Here is an 18,472-nt window from a genome sequence, read left to right on the forward strand (position 1 = left end):
GCGTGCGATCGAAGGCCGGGGCCCTGGTGGCCCCGGCTTTTTTTGTGCGCGTCAAACGGGGTACCATCGCCGCCCATGCATCCGCTCATCCGCATCCTCGGCCTGCTGGCCCTGCTGGTCTTTCTCGCCCGCGCCGACTGGCCGGCGTTGCTGGTTGCCGCACTGCTGCTCGCCTGTCTCTATGGACTATCCACCGTCGCCAACGGGGCGCGGCTGTGGCGCATGGTCGCGCGCCTGCGTTACTTCTTCCTCGCGATCCTGCTGGCCTTCGGTCTGGGGACGCCGGGCGAGGCGCTGGCGGACTGGCCGGGTCTCGCCTGGTTCAGCCGCGAGGGCCTGGTCCTGGGCGGCGAGCGGGTCGCGGGCCTGGTGCTGATCGTGGCCGCCGTCCACTGGCTGCTGGAGACAACCGCGCGCGACGAACTGGCCGCCAGCCTGTACTGGCTGCTGCGGCCGCTGGCCTGGCTGCGGGTGCCGGTCGACCGCTTCGTGCTGCGCCTGGTACTCACGCTCGAGCGTATCGAGGCCATGCTGGATCATGCCCGGCGCGTACGGGGGCGACCCGGGCAGCCGGAGGCCCGCGATGGCCTGGTTCAACGGGCCGCAGTGCTCGGCGAGCAGACGCTCGGTCGGGCGGAGGCGGAACAGGGTGCCGTGGTGAACCTGCAGCTGTCGTCCCTCCCCGGGGTGTGGCAATGGGCCGGCTGGCTGCTGTTCGTGGTCGCTCTGCTGCTGCTGGGGCCGGCGAGGATGCTGTCATGAGAATCGCCCTGGCCGTGGAATACGATGGCAGCCGTTACATGGGCTGGCAGCGCCAGTCGCATGGCGACACCGTGCAGGGGCGGGTCGAGGCCGCACTCTCGCGGGTGGCCGATCACCCCGTGGAGGTCTACTGCGCCGGCCGCACCGATGCCGGGGTGCATGCGCTGGGGCAGGTCATCCATTTTGACAGCGATGCCGATCGCAGCCTGCGCGCCTGGGTGCTGGGTACGAACTGCAACCTGCCGGACGACATCGCCATCCGCTGGGCCCAGCCGGTCGCCGACGACTTTCATGCCCGTTTCTCCGCCCGTTCGCGCCGCTATCGCTACGTCATCGACAACCGCTGGGTGCGTCCGGCCCTGCACCAGCGGCGCGTCACCTGGCACTATCATCGCCTGGACGAGGCGCGCATGCACGAGGCCGGTCAGGCCCTGCTCGGCGAGCACGACTTCTCTTCCTACCGGGCGCTGGGCTGCCAGGCCAAGCACCCTGTGCGCGAACTCTACGAACTCAGGGTCACCCGTTCCGGCGACTTTCTCTACCTGGACGTGCATGCCAACGGCTTTCTGCACCACATGGTGCGCAACATCGCCGGGGTGCTGATGGCCATCGGCCAGGGCGAGCGCCCGGTGGAATGGGCGGAGGAGCTGCTGGCGGTGCGCGACCGCACGCTGGGCGGGGTGACGGCCCCGGCGCATGGCCTGTATTTCGTCACCGCCTACTACGATGCGGACGTCGATCTGCCGCCACCTCCCGCCCCGCCGGTGTTCGGCTGAAGACCCCGCCAGGGGCGTGGTTTGCGTCGTCCAGCCCCGCGATTTCTGGTAGGCTAGGCGGTCCATTGAAAACCCGTGGCGAGGCCATGCGAACCCGCATCAAGATCTGCGGCATCACGCGTCTGGAAGACGCCCTCTGCGCGGCCGAACTCGGCGCCGATGCGCTGGGCTTCGTCTTCTATCCGAAGAGCCCGCGCCACATCGAGCCGGCCGCGGCGCAGGCGATCGTGGCGGCCCTGCCACCCTTCGTCACCACGGTGGGGTTGTTTCTGGATGCGCGCGCCGAGGTCGTACGCGAGACCCTGGCCGAAGTGGCGCTGGACGTGCTGCAGTTCCATGGTGACGAGTGCCCGGCCGACTGCGGCCTCTACGGGCGGCCCTATCTCAAGGCCGTGCCCATGGGTGGGGCCATCGACGTGGCTGGCTACATGAACACCTATCCGGATGCCGCGGGTTTTCTGCTCGACAGCCACGCCCCGGGCGCGGCCGGCGGTACCGGCGAGACCTTCGACTGGCGGGTGATCCCGCCCAGACTGCCGCGTCCGGTGATACTGGCCGGCGGGCTCAACGCCGGCAACGTCGCCCAGGCATTGCACCAGAACCGGGTGTGGGGCGTGGACGTCAGCAGCGGGGTGGAGCAGGCCCCGGGCATCAAGGATGCCGTCAAGATGGCTGCCTTCATAGACGAGGTAAAAAGTGTCGACAGCGAGTGAGAAAACCCAGCCGATGATCTGGTCCGCCTATCCGGACGCACGGGGTCATTTCGGCCCCTATGGTGGCCGTTTCGTGGCCGAGACCCTGATGCAACCCCTGCTGGAGCTGCAGGCCGCCTACGAGGAGATGAAGGCCGACCCGGCCTTCCAGGCCGAGTTCGACCGTGACCTGGCCGATTACGTCGGGCGCCCGAGCCCGCTCTACCTGGCCGAGCGCTGGACGCAGAAGCTCGGCGGTGCGCGCATCTATCTCAAGCGCGAAGACCTCAATCACACCGGTGCGCACAAGGTGAACAACACCATCGGCCAGGCCCTGCTCGCCAAGCGCATGGGCAAGACCCGCATCATCGCCGAGACCGGCGCGGGCCAGCACGGCGTGGCCTCGGCCACGGTGGCCGCGCGCCTGGGCCTCAAGTGCGTGGTGTACATGGGCGAGGAGGACGTGCAGCGCCAGGCGCCCAACGTCTACCGCATGCGCCTGCTGGGCGCCGAGGTGGTGTCGGTGAAGTCCGGCTCGCGTACGCTCAAGGATGCGCTGAACGAGGCCATGCGCGACTGGGTGACCAACGTCGACGACACCTTCTACATCATCGGCACCGTGGCCGGCCCCCATCCCTACCCGGCCATGGTGCGCGACTTCCAGTCCGTGATCGGCCGCGAGGCGCGGCGCCAGATCCTGGAGAAGGAAGGCCGCCTGCCGGATGCGCTGGTCGCCTGCGTTGGCGGCGGCTCCAATGCCATCGGCCTGTTCCATCCCTTCCTCGACGATGCCGAGGTGGCGATGTATGGCGTCGAGGCGGCCGGCTTCGGCCTGGACACCGGCCGGCACGCCGCCCCGCTGTGCGCGGGCAAGCCCGGCGTGCTGCACGGCAACCGCACCTACCTGATGGAGGACGTGGACGGGCAGATCATCGCCACGCATTCCGTCTCCGCCGGTCTGGACTATCCCGGCGTCGGCCCCGAGCATGCCTGGCTGAAGGATGCCGGGCGCGCCAACTACGTGGCCGTGACCGACGAGGAGGCCATGCAGGCCTTCCACGAGATCACCCGCACCGAGGGCATCATCCCGGCGCTGGAGAGCAGCCACGCCCTGGCCTACGTGCGCAAGCTCGCGCCCCAGCTCGGCCCGGACAAGGTGATCGTGGTCAACCTGTCGGGCCGTGGCGACAAGGACATCAACACCGTCGCCCGCCTGGAAGGAATCACGTTATGAGCCGTATCCCGCATCGCTTCGCCGACCTCAAGGCGCAGGGCCGCAAGGCCCTCATCCCCTATGTCACCGCCGGCGACCCGCGGCCGGAGACCACCGTGCCGCTCATGCACGCGATGGTGGCGGCCGGCGCCGACCTCATCGAGCTGGGCGTGCCGTTCTCCGACCCCATGGCCGACGGCCCGGTGATCCAGCAGGCCTGCGAACGCGCGCTGGAACACCACGTCAGCCTGCGCAACGTCCTGGAGATGGTGGCCGAGTTCCGCGAGCAGGACCAGGACACCCCGGTGGTGCTCATGGGCTATCTCAACCCGATCGAGATCATGGGCGTGGAGGCCTTCGCCCAGGAGGCGGCGGCCGTGGGCGTGGACGGCGTGCTCACCGTGGACCTGCCGCCGGAGGAGGGCCACGAGCTGGTCGAGGCCCTGAAGGCCCAGGCCATCGATCCCATCTTCCTGCTCTCGCCGACCAGCACCGAGGCCCGCATCGACGCCATCTGCCAGGCGGCCAGCGGCTTCGTCTACTATGTCTCGCTGAAGGGCGTGACCGGGGCCGCCACCCTGGACGTGGAAGCCGTCGCGGCCAAGCTGGCGGCGATACGCCGCCATGCACAGACCCCGGTGGGTGTGGGTTTTGGCATCTCGGATGCCGACACCGCGGCACGCGTGGCCACCGTGGCCGATGCGGTGGTGGTCGGCAGCGCCATCGTGCGGCGCATTGCCGAAAACGTGACCCAGCCCGAGGTCGCCCGGGAGCAGGTCGGGGCATTGTTAAGCGCCATGCGCGAGGCCATGGATGCCGCGGTGAAGGCCGCCTGAGCGGTCCACGGAATCGAGACAGAGAACAACGACAGGATTGAGGACACCACCATGAGCTGGCTGGAACGACTGCTTCCTTCACGCATCCGCACCGACGCCACCGGCAAGCGCGGCGTACCCGAGGGATTGTGGAACAAGTGCGACGCCTGCGGCGCCGTGCTCTATCGCGCCGAGCTCGAGCGCAACCTCGAGGTCTGTCCCAAGTGCTCCCACCACATGCGCATCGATGCGCGCCGTCGCCTGGATGTCTTCCTGGACGAGGCCCCGCGCGAGGAGATCGGTGGCGAGATCGAACCCGTCGACATCCTCAAGTTCCGTGACAGCAAGCGCTACAAGGATCGCCTGGTCGCCGCGCAAAAGGCCACCGGCGAGAAGGACGCGCTGATCGTCATGCGCGGGGCGGTCAAGGGCCTGCCGCTGGTGGCGGCGGCCTTCGACTTCCGTTTCATGGGAGGTTCCATGGGCTCGGTGGTGGGCGAGCGCTTCGTGCGCGCGGCCAATGCCAGCCTGGAGGCCGAGATCCCCCTGATCTGCTTCTCCGCCAGTGGCGGGGCGCGCATGCAGGAGGCGCTGTTCTCGCTCATGCAGATGTCCAAGACCTCGGCGGCACTGGCCCGCCTGTCGCGCCGGGGCGTGCCCTTCATCTCGGTGCTCACCGACCCGACCATGGGCGGGGTGTCGGCCAGCTTCGCCATGCTGGGCGATGTGCACATCGCCGAGCCTAACGCCCTGATCGGTTTCGCCGGTCCGCGCGTCATCCAGCAGACCGTGCGCGAGACCCTGCCGGAGGGTTTCCAGCGCAGTGAGTTCCTGCTCGAGCACGGTGCCATCGACATGATCGTCGATCGTCGCGACCTGCGCGACCGGGTGGCGAGCCTGCTCGCCATCATGACCCATCGTCCGGCCCCCTGATCCCGCCCGGAACGCTGCGGGCCCATGCGCTTTCAGACCCTCGACGAATGGCTGGCCTGGCAGGAGACCGCGCATAGCACCGCCATCGACCTGGGCCTGGAGCGCGTCGGCGAGGTGGCCCGGCGGCTCGGCCTGACCCGGCCCGACGCCCCCGTCATCACCATCGCCGGCACCAACGGCAAGGGCTCCTGCGTGGCCTATTTCGAGGCCATCCACCAGGCCGCCGGCCGGCGCGTCGGTGCCTATACCTCGCCGCATCTGCTGCGCTACAACGAGCGTGTGCGCGTGGATGGCCTTCCTGTCACCGACGAGGCCCTCTGCGAGGCCTTCGCGCGCATCGATACGGCGCGCGGCGATATCAGCCTCAGCTATTTCGAGTTCGGCACGCTGGCCGCGCTGGAGGTGTTCCGCCAGCAGGCGGTGGACGTGATCCTGCTGGAGGTCGGTCTCGGCGGCCGGCTGGACGCCGTCAACATCCTCGACGCCGACCTGGCGCTGATCGCCAGCATCGGTCTCGACCACGTCGAGTGGCTGGGCGAGGATCGCGAGTCCATCGGCCGGGAGAAGGCCGGGATCATGCGTGCCGGACGCCCGGTGGTCTGCGGCGACCGCGAGCCGCCGGGCTCGATCCTGGCGCATGCCGCCTCCGTGGGGGCGACACTCTATCGCATCGGCGAAGAGTTCGACGTCGAGCTTGGGGAGGGCGACTGGAGCTGGCGCACGGACGATCGGCGGCTGGACGAACTGCCCCGGCCGGCGCTGGCCGGGGCCGTCCAGTACGACAACGCCGCCTGTGTGCTCATGGGTCTGGAACTGCTGCGCGAACGCCTGCCGGTCTCGCGTGCCCATATCGAGGTCGGGCTGTCCGCGGCCCGTCTGGGCGGGCGTTATCAGCGGCTGCCCGGGCCTGCCGAGACCATCCTGGACGTGGCCCATAATCCGGACAGTGCACGGGTCTTCGCTCAGACCCTGGCGGCAGATCCCGTCGCCGGACAGACCCTGGCCGTGTGTGCCGTGCTGGCCGACAAGGACCTGGAGGCCATCGCCCGGCCGTTCCTTCCCCTGGTCGACGCCTGGTACGTCGGCGGGCTCGACGTCGCCCGGGCGCGTCCGACCCAGGCGCTGGCCGACGAGCTGCAGGCGCTGGTGCCGGCCGGCATCGGTGTGGAGCGACACCCCACGGTCTTCGAGGCCTACGAGGCTGCCCGCCGCGCGGCCCTGCCCGGCGACCGCATCATCGTGTTCGGCTCCTTCTACACCGTGGCCGCCGTGCTGGACCGATGCCTATAATGCCCGTGCCCACTGAGTGACGAGAGACAGCGTGGATATCCCTATCAAGCAACGACTGGTCGGACTTGCCGTGCTGATCGCCCTGGCCGCGATCTTCCTGCCCATGCTGCTCGACGGCTCCGGCCGCGAGGGGCATGTGCGGGTGGACATGGACATCCCGCCGGAACCGCTGTTTCCGGCGCCCGAGCGCCTGCCGGAACGGCCGACGGCGCCCGAGCCGGTCGAACGCAGTCTGCCGGCCGAGGCGCCGGCCCCGGTGCAGGCGTCGGAGCCGGCCCCGGCACCTGCCGAGACGGCCAGGCCGCGGCCGGCCGAGCCCGTGGCCCGGGCCACGCCCTCCGCCCCCGCCGAGCGTGGTGAGGCCGTGACCGAAGAGGGTTGGGTCGTGCAGGTCGGCAGTTTCAGCGAGGAGGGGCGTGCGCAGACGCTGCGCAAGAGCCTGCGTGAGAAGGGCTTCGAGGCCTTCGTCGAGCCCTTCAGCAGTGGCGAGATTCACGTGTATCGCGTGAAGGTGGGGCCGCCGGCCGCGCGCGCCGACGCCGAGGGGCTGGCCGTACGCCTGGAGCAGGAGCAGGGGCTCAAGGGCCTGGTGGTCTCTCAGCCCTGAGGTTTTGCATGTCTTCACGCCGTCGGCTCTGTTAGAATTGCCGGCCTCACACACCACGACCGATCCCTTCGAGGACTGATCCCGCCAATCCAATGAGCTGGTTCGATCTTGTCATCCTGGGCGTGATTGCCATATCCGCCGTGGTGGGCGCCTATCGCGGCCTGATCAAGGAGGCCGTGTCGCTGGCCACCTGGATACTGGCCGTCTGGGTCGCCATCCGCTTTTCCGCCGCCTTCTCCTCGGTGCTGCCCGACGCGCTCTCCAGCGCGAGCTTCAGCCTGGGCGAGCTGGAATTCCGGCTCGACAATCTCAAGGTCGGCATCGCCATGGTCATCCTGTTCATCCTGACCTGGATCGTCGGTGCCATCGTCCAGTTCCTGCTGCGCTATCTGGTGCAGGTGGCCAATTTCACCGCCACCGACCGCCTGCTCGGCGCCGGCTTCGGCGTGCTGCGCGGCGGCCTGCTGGTGGTGGCGCTGCTGCTGCTCGCGGGGCTCACCACGGCACCGCGTGCCGGCTTCTGGCAGAACTCGCTGCTGATCCCGCCCTTCGAGCAGGTGGCCGTCTGGGCCCTGCAGCTGCTGCCGGATCACGTGGCCCACTACTTCTCCTATGCTAGTTAAGGCCTGATAAGGGCATCGTTACACAATCGTGAGGTTTGAATGTGCGGCATCATCGGAATCGTAGGTCACTCGCCCGTCAATCAGGCGCTGTATGACGGGCTGACCGTCCTGCAGCATCGTGGCCAGGATGCTGCCGGTATCGTCACCTACGACGACGGGCGACTGAACCTGCGCAAGGACAACGGCCTGGTGCGCGACGTCTTCCATACCCGTCACATGCGCCGCCTGAGCGGGCACATGGGTATCGGCCACGTGCGCTACCCGACGGCGGGCAGCTCCTCCTCGGCCGAGGCGCAGCCCTTTTACGTCAATTCGCCCTTCGGCATCACGCTGGGTCACAACGGCAACCTCACCAACGCCGACCAGCTGAAGCAGGAGCTGTTCCTGCAGGACCGCCGCCACATCAACACCTCTTCGGATTCCGAGATCCTGCTCAACGTCTTCGCCCAGGAACTGCTGCGCCAGGACAAGCTGCGCCTGAGCCCGGAGGACGTGTTTGCCGCGGTGAGCGGCGTGCATCGCCGCTGCGAGGGGGCCTACGCCGTGACCGCGATGATCGCGGGCTACGGCATCGTCGCCTTCCGCGATCCCTTCGGCATCCGTCCCGTGGTCTATGGCCGGCGCGAGGCGGAGCAGGGCCCCGAGTTCATGGTGGCCTCCGAGAGCGTGGCCCTGGATGCGCTGGGCTTCGAGATGGTGCGCGACCTGGCGCCCGGCGAGGCGATCTACATCTCCATCGACGGCGAGGTCAGCACCCAGCAGTGTGCGCAGAACCCGGTGTACTCGCCCTGCATCTTCGAGTATGTGTATTTCGCGCGCCCGGATTCGGTGATCGACAACGTCTTCGTGCACAAGGCGCGCATGCGCATGGGTGACAAGCTCGCCAAGAAGATCATGCGCGAGTGGCCCGATCACGACATCGACGTGGTCATCCCGATCCCGGACACCAGCCGCACCTCGGCGCTGGAGATGGCGAACACCCTGGGGGTGAAGTACCGCGAGGGCTTCATCAAGAACCGTTACATCGGCCGCACCTTCATCATGCCGGGCCAGACCCAGCGCAAGAAGTCCGTGCGCCAGAAACTCAATCCCATCGACCTCGAATTCCGCGGCAAGAACGTGATGCTGGTGGACGACTCCATCGTGCGCGGCACCACCTCGGGCGAGATCGTGCAGATGGCGCGCGATGCCGGCGCCAACAAGGTGTACTTCGCCTCCGCCTCGCCGCCGATCCGCTATCCGAACGTGTACGGCATCGACATGCCGGCCGCCAGCGAACTCATCGCCCACGGCCGTACCGAGCAGGAGGTCTGCGAGGCCATCGGCGCCGACCGGCTCATCTACCAGGACCTGCAGGACCTGATCGATGCCGTGCGCAAGGGCAACGCCAATCTGCAGCAGTTCGACTGTTCGGTGTTCACGGGCGAGTACGTCTCCGGGATCAGCCAGGCCTATCTGGACGCGATCCAGGAGGCGCGCAGCGACGCCAACAAGTCCAGGCGCGATCGCTCGCTGGCCACCATCGATCTGCACAACTCGGTCTGAGATGCGACGGCTCGGGCTGGCGCTGTGCCTGCTGGTGTCCGGCCTGCTGCCGCTTGTCGTGCAGGCCGCGGTGGATGACGCGAGGACCCAGGACCTGATGCCACGTATACCCCTCAGCGATCCCTGGCAGCCCGTCCTCGACGAGCTCGCCCTCCGCTATCCCGGGCATGACCGGCAACGGGTGGTGATCGTGAGCGTGGGCGAGCAGCAGCTGCATTACTTCGAGGAGGGCCGGCTGGTGCGCAGCTACCCGGTCTCCACCTCGCGCTATGGCATCGGCAGTGCCGAGGGCAGCAACCGCACGCCACTGGGCGTGCACCGGGTGCGGCGCAAGATCGGTGCCGATGCGCCCCTGGGCACCATTTTCAGGGCCCGCCAGGACACGGGTGTCGTGGCCGAGATCGTGCACGAGCCGCGCTTCACCGACGACGACTACGTCACCAGCCGCATCCTCTGGCTGGATGGCCTGGAGGAGGGCCGCAATCGCGGCCCCGGGGTGGATTCCTTCCAGCGCTACATCTATCTGCACGGCACGCACGAGGAGGGGCTGATCGGCCAGCCGGCCTCGCATGGCTGCGTGCGCATGTACAACCGCGACGTGGCCGAGCTCTTCGATGCCCTGCCCGAAGACAGCCTGGTGGTGATCGTCGAATAGCCTCCGAGTGACGGCCGTTTGACAGCCCGCCAGGGCTGGCATAGGCTTTTCGCAACGCGCCGATTTGAATCTCAGCTTGCGGGCGCTCAACAAATGCAGCTAAAGCGGGAGTCCATCAGGACCTGCTTTGGCATTGCTGAAGCGGGTTTTTTTGTGCCCGCATCAAATGATATGGAGAGGAACAGCCATGACCATTGATGACAGCGGCGACGCCTACGGCTTCGAGACCCTGGGCGTACGTGCGGGGCAGACGCGCACCGCCGAGGGCGAACAGTCCGAGCCCATCTTCCCCACCTCGAGCTTCGTCTTCGAGAGTGCCGCGCAGGCCGCCGCCCGCTTTGGCGGGCAGGAACCCGGCAACATCTACTCGCGCTTCACCAACCCGACGGTGCGCATGTTCCAGGACCGGCTGGCGGCGCTGGAGGGGGGCGAGTCCTGCGTGGCCACCTCGTCCGGCATGGCGGCGATCCTGGCCACCTGCATGGGCCTGCTCGAGGCCGGCGACCACGTGGTGTGCTCGCGCGCGGTATTCGGCACCACCACGGTGCTGTTCAACAACTACCTCAAGAAGTTCGGCGTGGCCACCGACTTCGTGCCGCTCACCGACATGGCGGCCTGGGAGGCGGCGATCCGGGACAACACCCGGCTGCTGTTCGTGGAGACACCCTCCAACCCGCTCACCCAGGTCGTCGACATCCGCGCGCTGGCCGAGCTCGCGCACCGGCGCGGCTGCCTGCTGGTGGTGGACAACTGCTTCTGCACCCCGGCCCTGCAGCGACCGCTGGAGCTGGGTGCGGACATCGTCATCCACTCGGCCACCAAGTACCTGGACGGGCAGGGGCGCTGCATCGGCGGTGCCGTGGTCGGCGATGCCGAGCGCGTGGGCAAGGACGTGTTCGGCTTCCTGCGCACCGCCGGCCCCACCATGAGCCCCTTCAACGCCTGGGTGTTCCTCAAGGGCCTGGAGACCCTGAAGCTGCGCATGGAGGCCCATAGCGCCAAGGCCCTGGAGCTGGCCACCTGGCTCGAACACCAGCCGCAGGTGGCGAAGGTGCACTATCCCGGCCTGGCCTCGCATCCGCAACACGCGCTCGCCGCGCAGCAGATGTCGGCCTTCGGCGGCATCATCGGCTTCGAGCTCGCCGCCGGCCAGGCGGACGCCTGGAGCGTGATTGACCACACGCGCATGATCTCCATCACCGCCAACCTGGGGGATACCAAGTCCACCATCACCCATCCGGCCACCACCACGCACGGGCGGCTCACGCCCGAGCAGCGGGCCGATGCCGGCATCAGCGACGGGCTGATCCGTATCGCCGTGGGCCTGGAGGACGTGGATGACCTCAAGGCCGACCTGCAGCGCGGGCTCGACCAGCTGCGCTGATGCGCATGACGGGCCCGCGCGACGACCTGCTGGCCATCTACGCCGCCGCGCTGGCGGCCGTGGGTGGCGAGCGGGCAGTACTGCGCGCGCTGGCCGACACCCCCTTGGCAGGCCAGTGGCAGGTGGTGGCCATCGGCAAGGCGGCCGCCGCCATGTGGCGCGGGGCGCGGCAGTCCCTGGGCGAACGGCTGGGCGCCGGTCTCGTCATCACCAAGACCGGGCATGCCGAGGGGCTGGTCACGGGGCCCGGGCTCGAGGTCATCGAATCCGACCATCCGGTGCCCGGCACGCAGAGCCTCGCGGCGGGTCGGCGCCTGCTGGCCTTTCTTGGGGACGCCCCGCCGGATGCCCGTTTCCTGTTCCTGATCTCCGGCGGTGCTTCCAGCCTGGTCGAGGTCCTGCCCGAGGGGGTCGATGCCGGGTGGCTGGCCCGCCTCAACACCTGGCTGCTTGGCAGTGGTCTCGATATCGCGGCCGTCAACGCCGTGCGCCGCCGTGCCTCGCGCATCAAGGGGGGTGGCCTGCTGTCCTGGCTGGCGGGGCGGGAGGCGCGCTGTCTGCTGATCTCCGACGTGCCGGGAGACGACCCGGCGGTGATCGGCTCGGGACTGCTGGTCCCGGGTGATGCGCCGCCGCTGCCCGCGGGGCTGCCGGACTGGATACGCGACGGGTTGCCGCCCCTGCCGCGGCCGGACAGCGGTGTTACCGTCGACTGCCGTATCGTGGCCGACCGTCGCCGTGCCCTGGATGCGGCCGCGGCCGCGGCGGCGGCGCGTGGTTACCCCGTGCACCGGCACGAGGCCTTTCTCGCCGGCGAGGCGCAGGCCGTGGGCGAGCGCCTGGCCGAGGCCCTGCGACAGGGGCCGGCAGGTGTCCACCTCTGGGCCGGTGAGACCACCGTGCGCCTGCCGGCACGGCCCGGGCGGGGCGGGCGCAACCAGCACCTCGCCCTGGCCGCCGCGCAGCGCCTGGCCGGTGGGGCCGGCATCTGGCTGCTGGCCGCCGGCACCGACGGCAGCGACGGCCCGACCGGGGACGCCGGCGCCCTGGTCGACGGGCAGAGCGCGGCGCGCATGGCGCTGGACGGCTGCGACCCGGGGGCGGCGCTCGCACGGGCCGACAGCGGCCCCTGCCTGGAGGCGGCCGGCGATCTCATCCGTACGGGCCCGACTGGGACCAACGTGATGGATCTCGTCATCGGGCTTAAAATCGACGGCCCGACCCAACCCCGCGCGACACCATGATCCGCAACCTCCACCAGGCGGCCCATGCCGCCCTCATGCTGGACGACCCGGCGGCCAAGCGCAGCGCCGCCGCCGAACTGCAGGCCCGCTGGGCGGCCGGCGAGCTGCTGCGCGAGACGGCGCCCGCAGCGGTGCCCATCGCGATCCCGGGCAGGCCGGACCGGCCCTTACTGGTGCATCCGCGCGACGTGCCCCAGCGTCGGCTCAACAGCGACGCGGGCCGGGCGGCACTGGTCCATGCCATTGCCCATATCGAGTTCAATGCCATCAATCTCGCCCTGGATGCCGTCTACCGCTTCCGTGACCTGCCAGATGCCTATTACGGCGACTGGTTGCGCGTGGCGGCCGAGGAGGCCAGCCACTTCGCCCTGCTGCAGGAGAGGCTGGCCGAACTGGGCCATGCCTACGGCGACCTGCCGGCGCACAACGGGCTGTGGGAGATGGCGGTGAAGACCGCCCACGATCCGCTGGTGCGCATGGCGCTGGTGCCACGCGTGCTCGAGGCCCGCGGACTGGACGTGACACCCGGCATGATGGAGCGGCTGCGCCAGGTGGGCGATACGCGCACCGTGGCGATCCTCGAGGTCATCCTGCGCGAGGAGATCGGGCATGTGGCGATCGGCTCGCGCTGGTATGCTTGGTGCTGCGAACAACGTGGCGTGGACCCGCAGGCGACCTTCCTCGACCTGCTGGACGAATACATGACGGGCCGCCTGCGTGGCCCCTTTCACGAAGAGGCGCGACGCCAGGCCGGCTTCACCGAGGCCGAACTGGCGAAACTCAACGCGCTCGACAGCAACTGAAGACGGGATGAAGACATGCGTTTGAAACTGACGATGGTCCTGGGCGTACTGGCCCTGGTGACACTGGCCGGCTGCTCCGGCCAGGACGATGAGACGGCCGGCGAGACCGCCCAGAAGGAGAACAGCCGCGAGCTGGTGCTGCACTTCCAGGAGAGCGAGCCGGGCATCGAGCCCTATCCGGTGCGCATGCTGGTGACGCCGGGCTTTCTGCGCATCGACGACGGCGTGGACGACGGCGGCTTCGTGCTCTACGACCGCAGCTCGCGCCAGATCTACAGCGTCAGCCACGAGGCGCGCCAGATCCTGTTCATCGAGCATCGCGACATCGCCATCGAGCCGCCGCATGCCCTGGTGGACGAGGTGGCGGTGTCCAGCGACCCGCAGGCCCCGACCATCGGCGGCCGTGCGCCCATGCAGGTCGAGCTGACCACCAACGGCGAGCTCTGCCACGAGCTGGTGGCCGTGGAGGGTCTGCTCGAGGAGGCGCGCCTCGCGCTGATCGAGTATCACGAGACCCTGGCGGGCGAGCAGGCCGTCAATCTCAACAAGACCCCGGTGGAGTACCAGACCGACTGCATGCTCTCCAGCCTGGTCTTCGGCGCCACCCGCTATCTCGATCACGGCTTCCCGATCCAGGAACGCAGCTACAACGGCTACACGCGTGCACTGGTGGATTACGAGGAGTATGCCGAGCTTTCGCCGGAGCTGTTCGTGCTGCCGGATTACCGGCACTACTCGATCACCCCGCTGGAAGACGAACCGGCCGGGGAGTCGTTGTAGGCGATCTTCGGAGGCCTGCCCGTGTGGCAGGAGGGGAGGACAGGGCCGGGCGGCAACGCCCGGCCCTGCTGCTGAAGCGGGTTACTGGCTGACGCTGGCCTTCTCGATGACCACGGGTTCCATGGGCACGTCCTGGTGCATGCCGGCGCGGCCGGTGCGCACGCCCTCGATCTCCTTCACCACGTCCATGCCCTCGACCACCTGGCCGAACACGCAATAGCCCCAGCCCTGCTGGGTCTCGCTGGTGAAGTTCAGGAAGTCGTTGTCCTTCACGTTGATGAAGAACTGGGCCGTGGCCGAATGCGGGTTCGGGGTGCGGGCCATGGCGATGGAGCCGGCCACGTTCTTCAGGCCGTTGCTGGCCTCGTTGCGGATCTCGGCACGGGTGGCCTTCTGTTCCATGTCCACGGTGAAGCCGCCGCCCTGGATCATGAAGTTGGGGATCACGCGGTGGAAGATGGTGCCGTCGTAGAAGCCGTCCTCGGCGTACTGGATGAAGTTCGCCACCGTTTCCGGCGCCTTGTCCGGGTAGAGCTCGATGACGATCTTGCCCTTGTTGGTGTCGAGGGTGACGGTGGGGTTGGTGGAATCATTCATGGCGTAGGCCCCTGCGGAAACGATGAGAAGAAGCAGCGCGATGCCCAGACGTGTGATGGTCTTCATGATTACGCAGCCGTTTGAAGTGGAAAGCGGCATGATAAGAGGGCGGCGCCGGCGAGTCCAACCCACACGCTGCGCATGTGGATAACTTTTGTCCGGTTGCGGTGATTCCGTTACCATTCGCGCCATGCCAGCCACCCCCGCCAAGACACGCTTCGCGCCCAGCCCCACCGGTGAGATCCACCTCGGCAACGTGCGCACGGCGCTGTTCAACGTCCTGCTGGCCCGCAAGACGGGGGGCAGCTTTCTGCTGCGCATCGAGGATACCGACCAGGCGCGCAGCCACGAGGACCATCGCCTGGCCCTGCAGGCCGACCTGCGCTGGCTGGGGCTCGACTGGCAGGAGGGGCCCGAGGCAGGGGGTGCGCACGGCCCCTACCTGCAGTCTGAACGCCATGCGATCTATGACCGCTATTATCACCAGCTGATCGACGCCGGCCTGGCCTATCCCTGTTTCTGTTCGGACGTCGCCCTCAAGCAGGTGCGCAAGCGCCAGCTGGCCGCCGGCCAGCCGCCGCGCTACCCCGGCACCTGCACGCGGCTCACGCCGGAGGAGGCGGCCGCGAAGCTGGCGCAGGGCATCCAGCCCACGCTGCGCTTCCAGGTGCCGAAGGGGCGGGTGATCGAGTTCGACGACCTGGTGCGCGGCCGGCAGTCCTACCGCAGCGACGACATCGGCGATTTCATCATCCGCCGGTCGGATGGCACCCCGGCCTTCTTCTTCACCAACGCCATCGACGATGCGCTGATGGAGGTTACCCACGTGCTGCGCGGCGAGGACCACATCACCAACACGCCGCGCCAGCTCTTGCTGCTGGAGGCGCTGGGTCTGCCGGCGCCGGTCTATGGCCACATCGCCCTTATCGTGGGCCCGAATGGCGGGCCGCTCTCCAAGCGCGAGGGCTCGGCCAGCGTGCGTGGTTTGCGCGAAGCGGGTTATCTGCCGCTGGCCATCAACAACCACCTGGCGCGCATCGGCCACACCTATGACAGCGACGCCTTCATGTCCATGGACGAGCTGGCGGCAAACTTCGATGTCGCGCGGCTGGGGCGGGCCGCGGCGCGCCATGACGCGACACAGCTGCGGCATCGTCAGCAGCAGGCAGTCGCGGCCCTGGATGATGAGGCCATGCTCGACTGGCTGTTGCAGTCCGATGCGGGGCTGGAGCGCCTCCCGGCGGGCGAGCGGCCGGCCTTTCTGCAGGCCGTGCGCGACAACGTGACGCTGCCGGCAGACGCCCGCCGCTGGGTCTGTGTCGTGTGTGACGACGAACTCGCGCCCTCGAGCGAGGCCCGCGAGGTGATCGAGCGCGCCGCGGGCGGCCTGTTCGCCGCCGCCATCGAGGCCCTGCCCGAGCGTGCCGACGACTTCCGTGCCTATGCCCGGGCCGTGGGCGAGGCGGCGGGCGTAAAGGGGAAGGAACTCTTCATGCCCCTGCGCGCGGCCCTCACCGGCGAGGTCCACGGCCCCGAGATGTCCCAGCTGTTTCCCCTGATCGGCGTGGAACGGGCGCGTGCGCGCCTGGCCCGCTGGCTAGCCTGAGAACCGACCATGTTGCAGATCTTCAACAGCCTCACGCGCAGCAAAGAGACCTTCACGCCCATCGAGCCCGGCAAGGTGCGGATGTATGTCTGCGGCATGACCGTGTACGACTACTGCCATCTCGGCCATGCGCGCGTGCTGGTGGTGTTCGACATCGTCTACCGCTACCTGCAGGCCCTGGGGCTGGAGGTGACCTATGTGCGCAACGTCACCGACATCGACGACAAGATCATCAAGCGAGCCAACGAGAACGGCGAACTCATCGGCGCGCTGACCGGGCGCTTCATCGAGGCCATGCACGAGGACGCCGCGGCACTCGGCGTGCTGCCGCCCACCCACGAGCCCCGGGCCACCGACAACATCGATGCCATCATCGCCATGATCGAGACCCTGATCGAGAAGGGCTACGCCTACGTGGCAGCGAATGGCGACGTGTACTACGACGTGCACAGGTTCGAGGCCTATGGCCGGCTCTCCGGCAAGCGGCTGGAGGACCTGCGGGCCGGCGCCCGCGTCGAGGTGGGCGAGATCAAGCGCGACCCGCTGGACTTCGTGCTGTGGAAGGCGGCCAAGCCGGACGAGCCGAGCTGGCCCTCGCCCTGGGGCGAGGGACGTCCCGGTTGGCACATCGAGTGCTCGGCGATGTCCACGCAGCTGCTCGGCAACCACTTCGATATCCACGGAGGTGGCCAGGACCTGCAGTTCCCGCACCACGAGAACGAGATCGCGCAGAGCGAGGCCTGCACCGGCGAGCACTTCGTCAATTACTGGATGCACAACGGCTTCGTGCGCATCAACGAGGAGAAGATGTCCAAGTCGCTGGGCAACTTCTTCACCGTGCGCGAGATCCTGGAACGCTACCGGCCGGAGGAGGTGCGCTACTTCATCCTCACCAGCCACTACCGCAGCCCGCTGAACTATGCCGACGCCCAGCTGGACAACGCCCGCAGCGCGCTGACCCGCCTCTATACCGCCCTGCGCGGTCTGCCGGCGGCGGCGCCCGCCGAGCTGCCGGCCGTCCGCGAGCGGTTTCACGCCGCCATGCAGGACGATTTCAACACCCCGGAGGCCCTGGCGGTGCTCTTCGACCTTGCCCGCGAGGTCAACCGGGCGCGGGAGGCGGGCGACGAGGCGGCCGCGGCCGCGGTCGGCGCCCTCCTGCGTGAGCTGGGCGGGCTGCTGGGACTGCTCGGCGATACGCCCGAGGCCTATCTGCGGGGTGCGGCCGGCGCCGCCGGGGGGCTGGCGGATGCCGAGATCGAGGCCCTGATCGAGGCCCGCAACGCCGCGCGCGCCCGGCGCGACTGGGCCGAGGCCGACCGCGTCCGCGACGAACTCAAGGCCGCGGGTGTGGTGCTGGAGGACGGCCCCGACGGCACGACCTGGCGCCGGGAATAGTCGCCGGCTACACTCGAATTCGGCGCCGATCCGGCGTTGACGAGGGCGGGTTGCTTGCGTATGATGCGCAGCTTGCGCCGCACTGGTCAGTTTTTTGCGTGTGCCAGGATACGTCCGGGGTATAGCGCAGTCTGGTAGCGCGCCTGCTTTGGGAGCAGGATGTCGGGGGTTCGAATCCCTCTACCCCGACCAATTCGGGGCAGGGGCCGGGTCCCACAGTTCATACTCTGCGCCCGTAGCTCAACCGGATAGAGCAACGGCCTTCTAAGCCGTCGGTTGCAGGTTCGAGTCCTGCCGGGCGTGCCATTTCCGGTCTGCCCGGCGGGAGGGAATGCAGATTCCCGTAGCAGTTCGATGGTGGGTGTAGCTCAGTTGGTAGAGCCCTGGATTGTGATTCCAGTCGTCGTGGGTTCGAGTCCCATCATCCACCCCATTATTTCCTGAAGTTTCAGGGCCGTTAGCTCAGTTGGTAGAGCAGCTGACTCTTAATCAGTAGGTCCGGGGTTCGAGTCCCTGACGGCCCACCAAATCAGAAAGCCGCCCTCGGGCGGCTTTCGTCGTTTCTGCATCCCGTGACTGGGTGTTGCCCCGCGGGCAATGTATAATGTCCCGTTTACGCCCGCCAGACGGGCCTCGCGGCGAAAGTGGCGGAACTGGTAGACGCGCTGGATTTAGGTTCCAGTGGGGCAACCCGTGAGAGTTCGAGTCTCTCCTTTCGCACCAGACAGGCGTGCCCGGGTAGCGGTGAC

The 18,472-nt window shown here is 68.3% G+C and carries 18 protein-coding genes and 5 tRNA genes; 22 read left to right on the forward strand and 1 reads right to left on the reverse strand.

Annotated elements, in window-relative coordinates; genetic code table 11:
- Nucleotides 1-75 precede the first annotated feature (75 nt).
- The 15 genes from HUJ28_02800 (at nucleotide 76) to HUJ28_02870 (ending at nucleotide 14,122) form a co-directional block, all read left to right on the forward strand.
- A complete protein-coding gene (locus tag HUJ28_02800; protein MBD3618384.1) occupies nucleotides 76-762 on the forward strand; it encodes a hypothetical protein in 687 nt (228 codons plus the stop codon).
- On the forward strand, nucleotides 759-1,538 hold the full coding sequence (gene truA / locus HUJ28_02805; GenBank protein ID MBD3618385.1) for a tRNA pseudouridine(38-40) synthase TruA: 780 nt from the start codon (nucleotides 759-761) through the stop codon (nucleotides 1,536-1,538). Before HUJ28_02800 ends, truA begins: the two co-directional genes overlap by 4 nt.
- An 86-nt stretch (nucleotides 1,539-1,624) precedes the next feature.
- A complete protein-coding gene (locus HUJ28_02810) occupies nucleotides 1,625-2,251 on the forward strand; it encodes a phosphoribosylanthranilate isomerase (protein MBD3618386.1) in 627 nt (208 codons plus the stop codon).
- A gap of 13 nt (nucleotides 2,252-2,264) precedes the next feature.
- Complete coding sequence (trpB, locus tag HUJ28_02815; protein MBD3618387.1) at nucleotides 2,265-3,464, forward strand: tryptophan synthase subunit beta; 1,200 nt, start codon at nucleotides 2,265-2,267, stop codon at nucleotides 3,462-3,464.
- Nucleotides 3,461-4,279, forward strand: coding sequence for a tryptophan synthase subunit alpha (locus HUJ28_02820; GenBank protein ID MBD3618388.1), 819 nt, complete (start codon nucleotides 3,461-3,463; stop codon nucleotides 4,277-4,279). Before trpB ends, HUJ28_02820 begins: the two co-directional genes overlap by 4 nt.
- A 51-nt stretch (nucleotides 4,280-4,330) precedes the next feature.
- A complete protein-coding gene (locus tag HUJ28_02825; GenBank protein MBD3618389.1) occupies nucleotides 4,331-5,191 on the forward strand; it encodes an acetyl-CoA carboxylase carboxyltransferase subunit beta in 861 nt (286 codons plus the stop codon).
- 24 nt (nucleotides 5,192-5,215) lie between these two features.
- Nucleotides 5,216-6,481, forward strand: a complete 1,266-nt coding sequence (gene folC, locus HUJ28_02830; GenBank protein ID MBD3618390.1) for a bifunctional tetrahydrofolate synthase/dihydrofolate synthase — start codon at nucleotides 5,216-5,218, stop codon at nucleotides 6,479-6,481.
- Nucleotides 6,482-6,512: 31 nt separating this feature from the next.
- On the forward strand, nucleotides 6,513-7,088 hold the full coding sequence (locus tag HUJ28_02835; protein MBD3618391.1) for an SPOR domain-containing protein: 576 nt from the start codon (nucleotides 6,513-6,515) through the stop codon (nucleotides 7,086-7,088).
- A gap of 92 nt (nucleotides 7,089-7,180) precedes the next feature.
- Nucleotides 7,181-7,711, forward strand: coding sequence for a CvpA family protein (locus HUJ28_02840; GenBank protein ID MBD3618392.1), 531 nt, complete (start codon nucleotides 7,181-7,183; stop codon nucleotides 7,709-7,711).
- A 39-nt stretch (nucleotides 7,712-7,750) separates the two neighbouring features.
- Nucleotides 7,751-9,256 carry an amidophosphoribosyltransferase gene (purF, locus tag HUJ28_02845; GenBank protein MBD3618393.1) on the forward strand — a complete coding sequence of 502 codons (1,506 nt, stop codon included), beginning with the start codon at nucleotides 7,751-7,753 and terminating at the stop codon, nucleotides 9,254-9,256.
- Between the two features lie 97 nt (nucleotides 9,257-9,353).
- Complete coding sequence (locus HUJ28_02850; GenBank protein MBD3618394.1) at nucleotides 9,354-9,911, forward strand: L,D-transpeptidase; 558 nt, start codon at nucleotides 9,354-9,356, stop codon at nucleotides 9,909-9,911.
- Nucleotides 9,912-10,098: 187 nt separating this feature from the next.
- Complete coding sequence (locus HUJ28_02855) at nucleotides 10,099-11,295, forward strand: O-succinylhomoserine sulfhydrylase (protein ID MBD3618395.1); 1,197 nt, start codon at nucleotides 10,099-10,101, stop codon at nucleotides 11,293-11,295.
- A 5-nt stretch (nucleotides 11,296-11,300) separates the two neighbouring features.
- The gene (locus HUJ28_02860) at nucleotides 11,301-12,539 is read left to right on the forward strand and encodes a DUF4147 domain-containing protein (GenBank protein MBD3618396.1); all 1,239 of its coding nucleotides are present in this window, start codon (nucleotides 11,301-11,303) and stop codon (nucleotides 12,537-12,539) included.
- Nucleotides 12,536-13,342, forward strand: coding sequence for a ferritin-like domain-containing protein (locus HUJ28_02865; GenBank protein MBD3618397.1), 807 nt, complete (start codon nucleotides 12,536-12,538; stop codon nucleotides 13,340-13,342). The genes HUJ28_02860 and HUJ28_02865 overlap by 4 nt, the downstream gene beginning before the upstream one ends.
- Before the next feature lie 15 nt (nucleotides 13,343-13,357).
- Nucleotides 13,358-14,122, forward strand: a complete 765-nt coding sequence (locus tag HUJ28_02870; protein MBD3618398.1) for a hypothetical protein — start codon at nucleotides 13,358-13,360, stop codon at nucleotides 14,120-14,122.
- A gap of 81 nt (nucleotides 14,123-14,203) precedes the next feature.
- On the opposite strand, the gene HUJ28_02875 is transcribed toward HUJ28_02870, so the two are convergent.
- Nucleotides 14,204-14,719 carry a peptidyl-prolyl cis-trans isomerase gene (locus HUJ28_02875; protein ID MBD3618399.1) on the reverse strand — a complete coding sequence of 172 codons (516 nt, stop codon included), beginning with the start codon at nucleotides 14,717-14,719 and terminating at the stop codon, nucleotides 14,204-14,206.
- Between the two features lie 190 nt (nucleotides 14,720-14,909).
- Here HUJ28_02875 and HUJ28_02880 point away from each other — a divergent pair, with 190 nt between their 5' ends.
- The 7 genes from HUJ28_02880 (at nucleotide 14,910) to HUJ28_02910 (ending at nucleotide 18,446) form a co-directional block, all read left to right on the forward strand.
- Nucleotides 14,910-16,325, forward strand: a complete 1,416-nt coding sequence (locus HUJ28_02880) for a glutamate--tRNA ligase (GenBank protein ID MBD3618400.1) — start codon at nucleotides 14,910-14,912, stop codon at nucleotides 16,323-16,325.
- 9 nt (nucleotides 16,326-16,334) lie between these two features.
- Nucleotides 16,335-17,723: a cysteine--tRNA ligase gene (locus tag HUJ28_02885; protein MBD3618401.1), complete on the forward strand. Its 1,389-nt coding sequence runs from the start codon at nucleotides 16,335-16,337 to the stop codon at nucleotides 17,721-17,723.
- A gap of 115 nt (nucleotides 17,724-17,838) precedes the next feature.
- Nucleotides 17,839-17,915: transfer RNA gene (locus tag HUJ28_02890), tRNA-Pro, on the forward strand.
- A gap of 37 nt (nucleotides 17,916-17,952) precedes the next feature.
- Nucleotides 17,953-18,029: transfer RNA gene (locus tag HUJ28_02895), tRNA-Arg, on the forward strand.
- Nucleotides 18,030-18,080: 51 nt separating this feature from the next.
- A tRNA-His gene (locus HUJ28_02900) sits at nucleotides 18,081-18,156 on the forward strand.
- An 18-nt stretch (nucleotides 18,157-18,174) separates the two neighbouring features.
- Nucleotides 18,175-18,250 (forward strand) — tRNA-Lys (locus tag HUJ28_02905).
- 111 nt (nucleotides 18,251-18,361) lie between these two features.
- Nucleotides 18,362-18,446 (forward strand) — tRNA-Leu (locus HUJ28_02910).
- Nucleotides 18,447-18,472: the final 26 nt, after the last annotated feature.

It is taken from the genome of Chromatiales bacterium (genome assembly GCA_014762505.1).
GTDB lineage: Bacteria > Pseudomonadota > Gammaproteobacteria > SpSt-1174 > SpSt-1174 > SpSt-1174.

What these genes read in the sequence shown, in the direction of transcription:
- HUJ28_02800 (MBD3618384.1), top strand. Translation starts at nt 76, where the DNA reads ATGCATCCGCTCATCCGCATCCTCGGCCTGCTGGCCCTGCTGGTCTTT.
- truA (MBD3618385.1), top strand. Translation starts at nt 759, where the DNA reads ATGAGAATCGCCCTGGCCGTGGAATACGATGGCAGCCGTTACATGGGC.
- HUJ28_02810 (MBD3618386.1), top strand. Translation starts at nt 1,625, where the DNA reads ATGCGAACCCGCATCAAGATCTGCGGCATCACGCGTCTGGAAGACGCC.
- trpB (MBD3618387.1), top strand. Translation starts at nt 2,265, where the DNA reads ATGATCTGGTCCGCCTATCCGGACGCACGGGGTCATTTCGGCCCCTAT.
- HUJ28_02820 (MBD3618388.1), top strand. Translation starts at nt 3,461, where the DNA reads ATGAGCCGTATCCCGCATCGCTTCGCCGACCTCAAGGCGCAGGGCCGC.
- HUJ28_02825 (MBD3618389.1), top strand. Translation starts at nt 4,331, where the DNA reads ATGAGCTGGCTGGAACGACTGCTTCCTTCACGCATCCGCACCGACGCC.
- folC (MBD3618390.1), top strand. Translation starts at nt 5,216, where the DNA reads ATGCGCTTTCAGACCCTCGACGAATGGCTGGCCTGGCAGGAGACCGCG.
- HUJ28_02840 (MBD3618392.1), top strand. Translation starts at nt 7,181, where the DNA reads ATGAGCTGGTTCGATCTTGTCATCCTGGGCGTGATTGCCATATCCGCC.
- purF (MBD3618393.1), top strand. Translation starts at nt 7,751, where the DNA reads ATGTGCGGCATCATCGGAATCGTAGGTCACTCGCCCGTCAATCAGGCG.
- HUJ28_02850 (MBD3618394.1), top strand. Translation starts at nt 9,354, where the DNA reads ATGCCACGTATACCCCTCAGCGATCCCTGGCAGCCCGTCCTCGACGAG.
- HUJ28_02855 (MBD3618395.1), top strand. Translation starts at nt 10,099, where the DNA reads ATGACCATTGATGACAGCGGCGACGCCTACGGCTTCGAGACCCTGGGC.
- HUJ28_02860 (MBD3618396.1), top strand. Translation starts at nt 11,301, where the DNA reads ATGACGGGCCCGCGCGACGACCTGCTGGCCATCTACGCCGCCGCGCTG.
- HUJ28_02865 (MBD3618397.1), top strand. Translation starts at nt 12,536, where the DNA reads ATGATCCGCAACCTCCACCAGGCGGCCCATGCCGCCCTCATGCTGGAC.
- HUJ28_02870 (MBD3618398.1), top strand. Translation starts at nt 13,358, where the DNA reads ATGCGTTTGAAACTGACGATGGTCCTGGGCGTACTGGCCCTGGTGACA.
- HUJ28_02875 (MBD3618399.1), bottom strand. Translation starts at nt 14,719, where the DNA reads ATGAATGATTCCACCAACCCCACCGTCACCCTCGACACCAACAAGGGC.
- HUJ28_02880 (MBD3618400.1), top strand. Translation starts at nt 14,910, where the DNA reads ATGCCAGCCACCCCCGCCAAGACACGCTTCGCGCCCAGCCCCACCGGT.
- HUJ28_02885 (MBD3618401.1), top strand. Translation starts at nt 16,335, where the DNA reads ATGTTGCAGATCTTCAACAGCCTCACGCGCAGCAAAGAGACCTTCACG.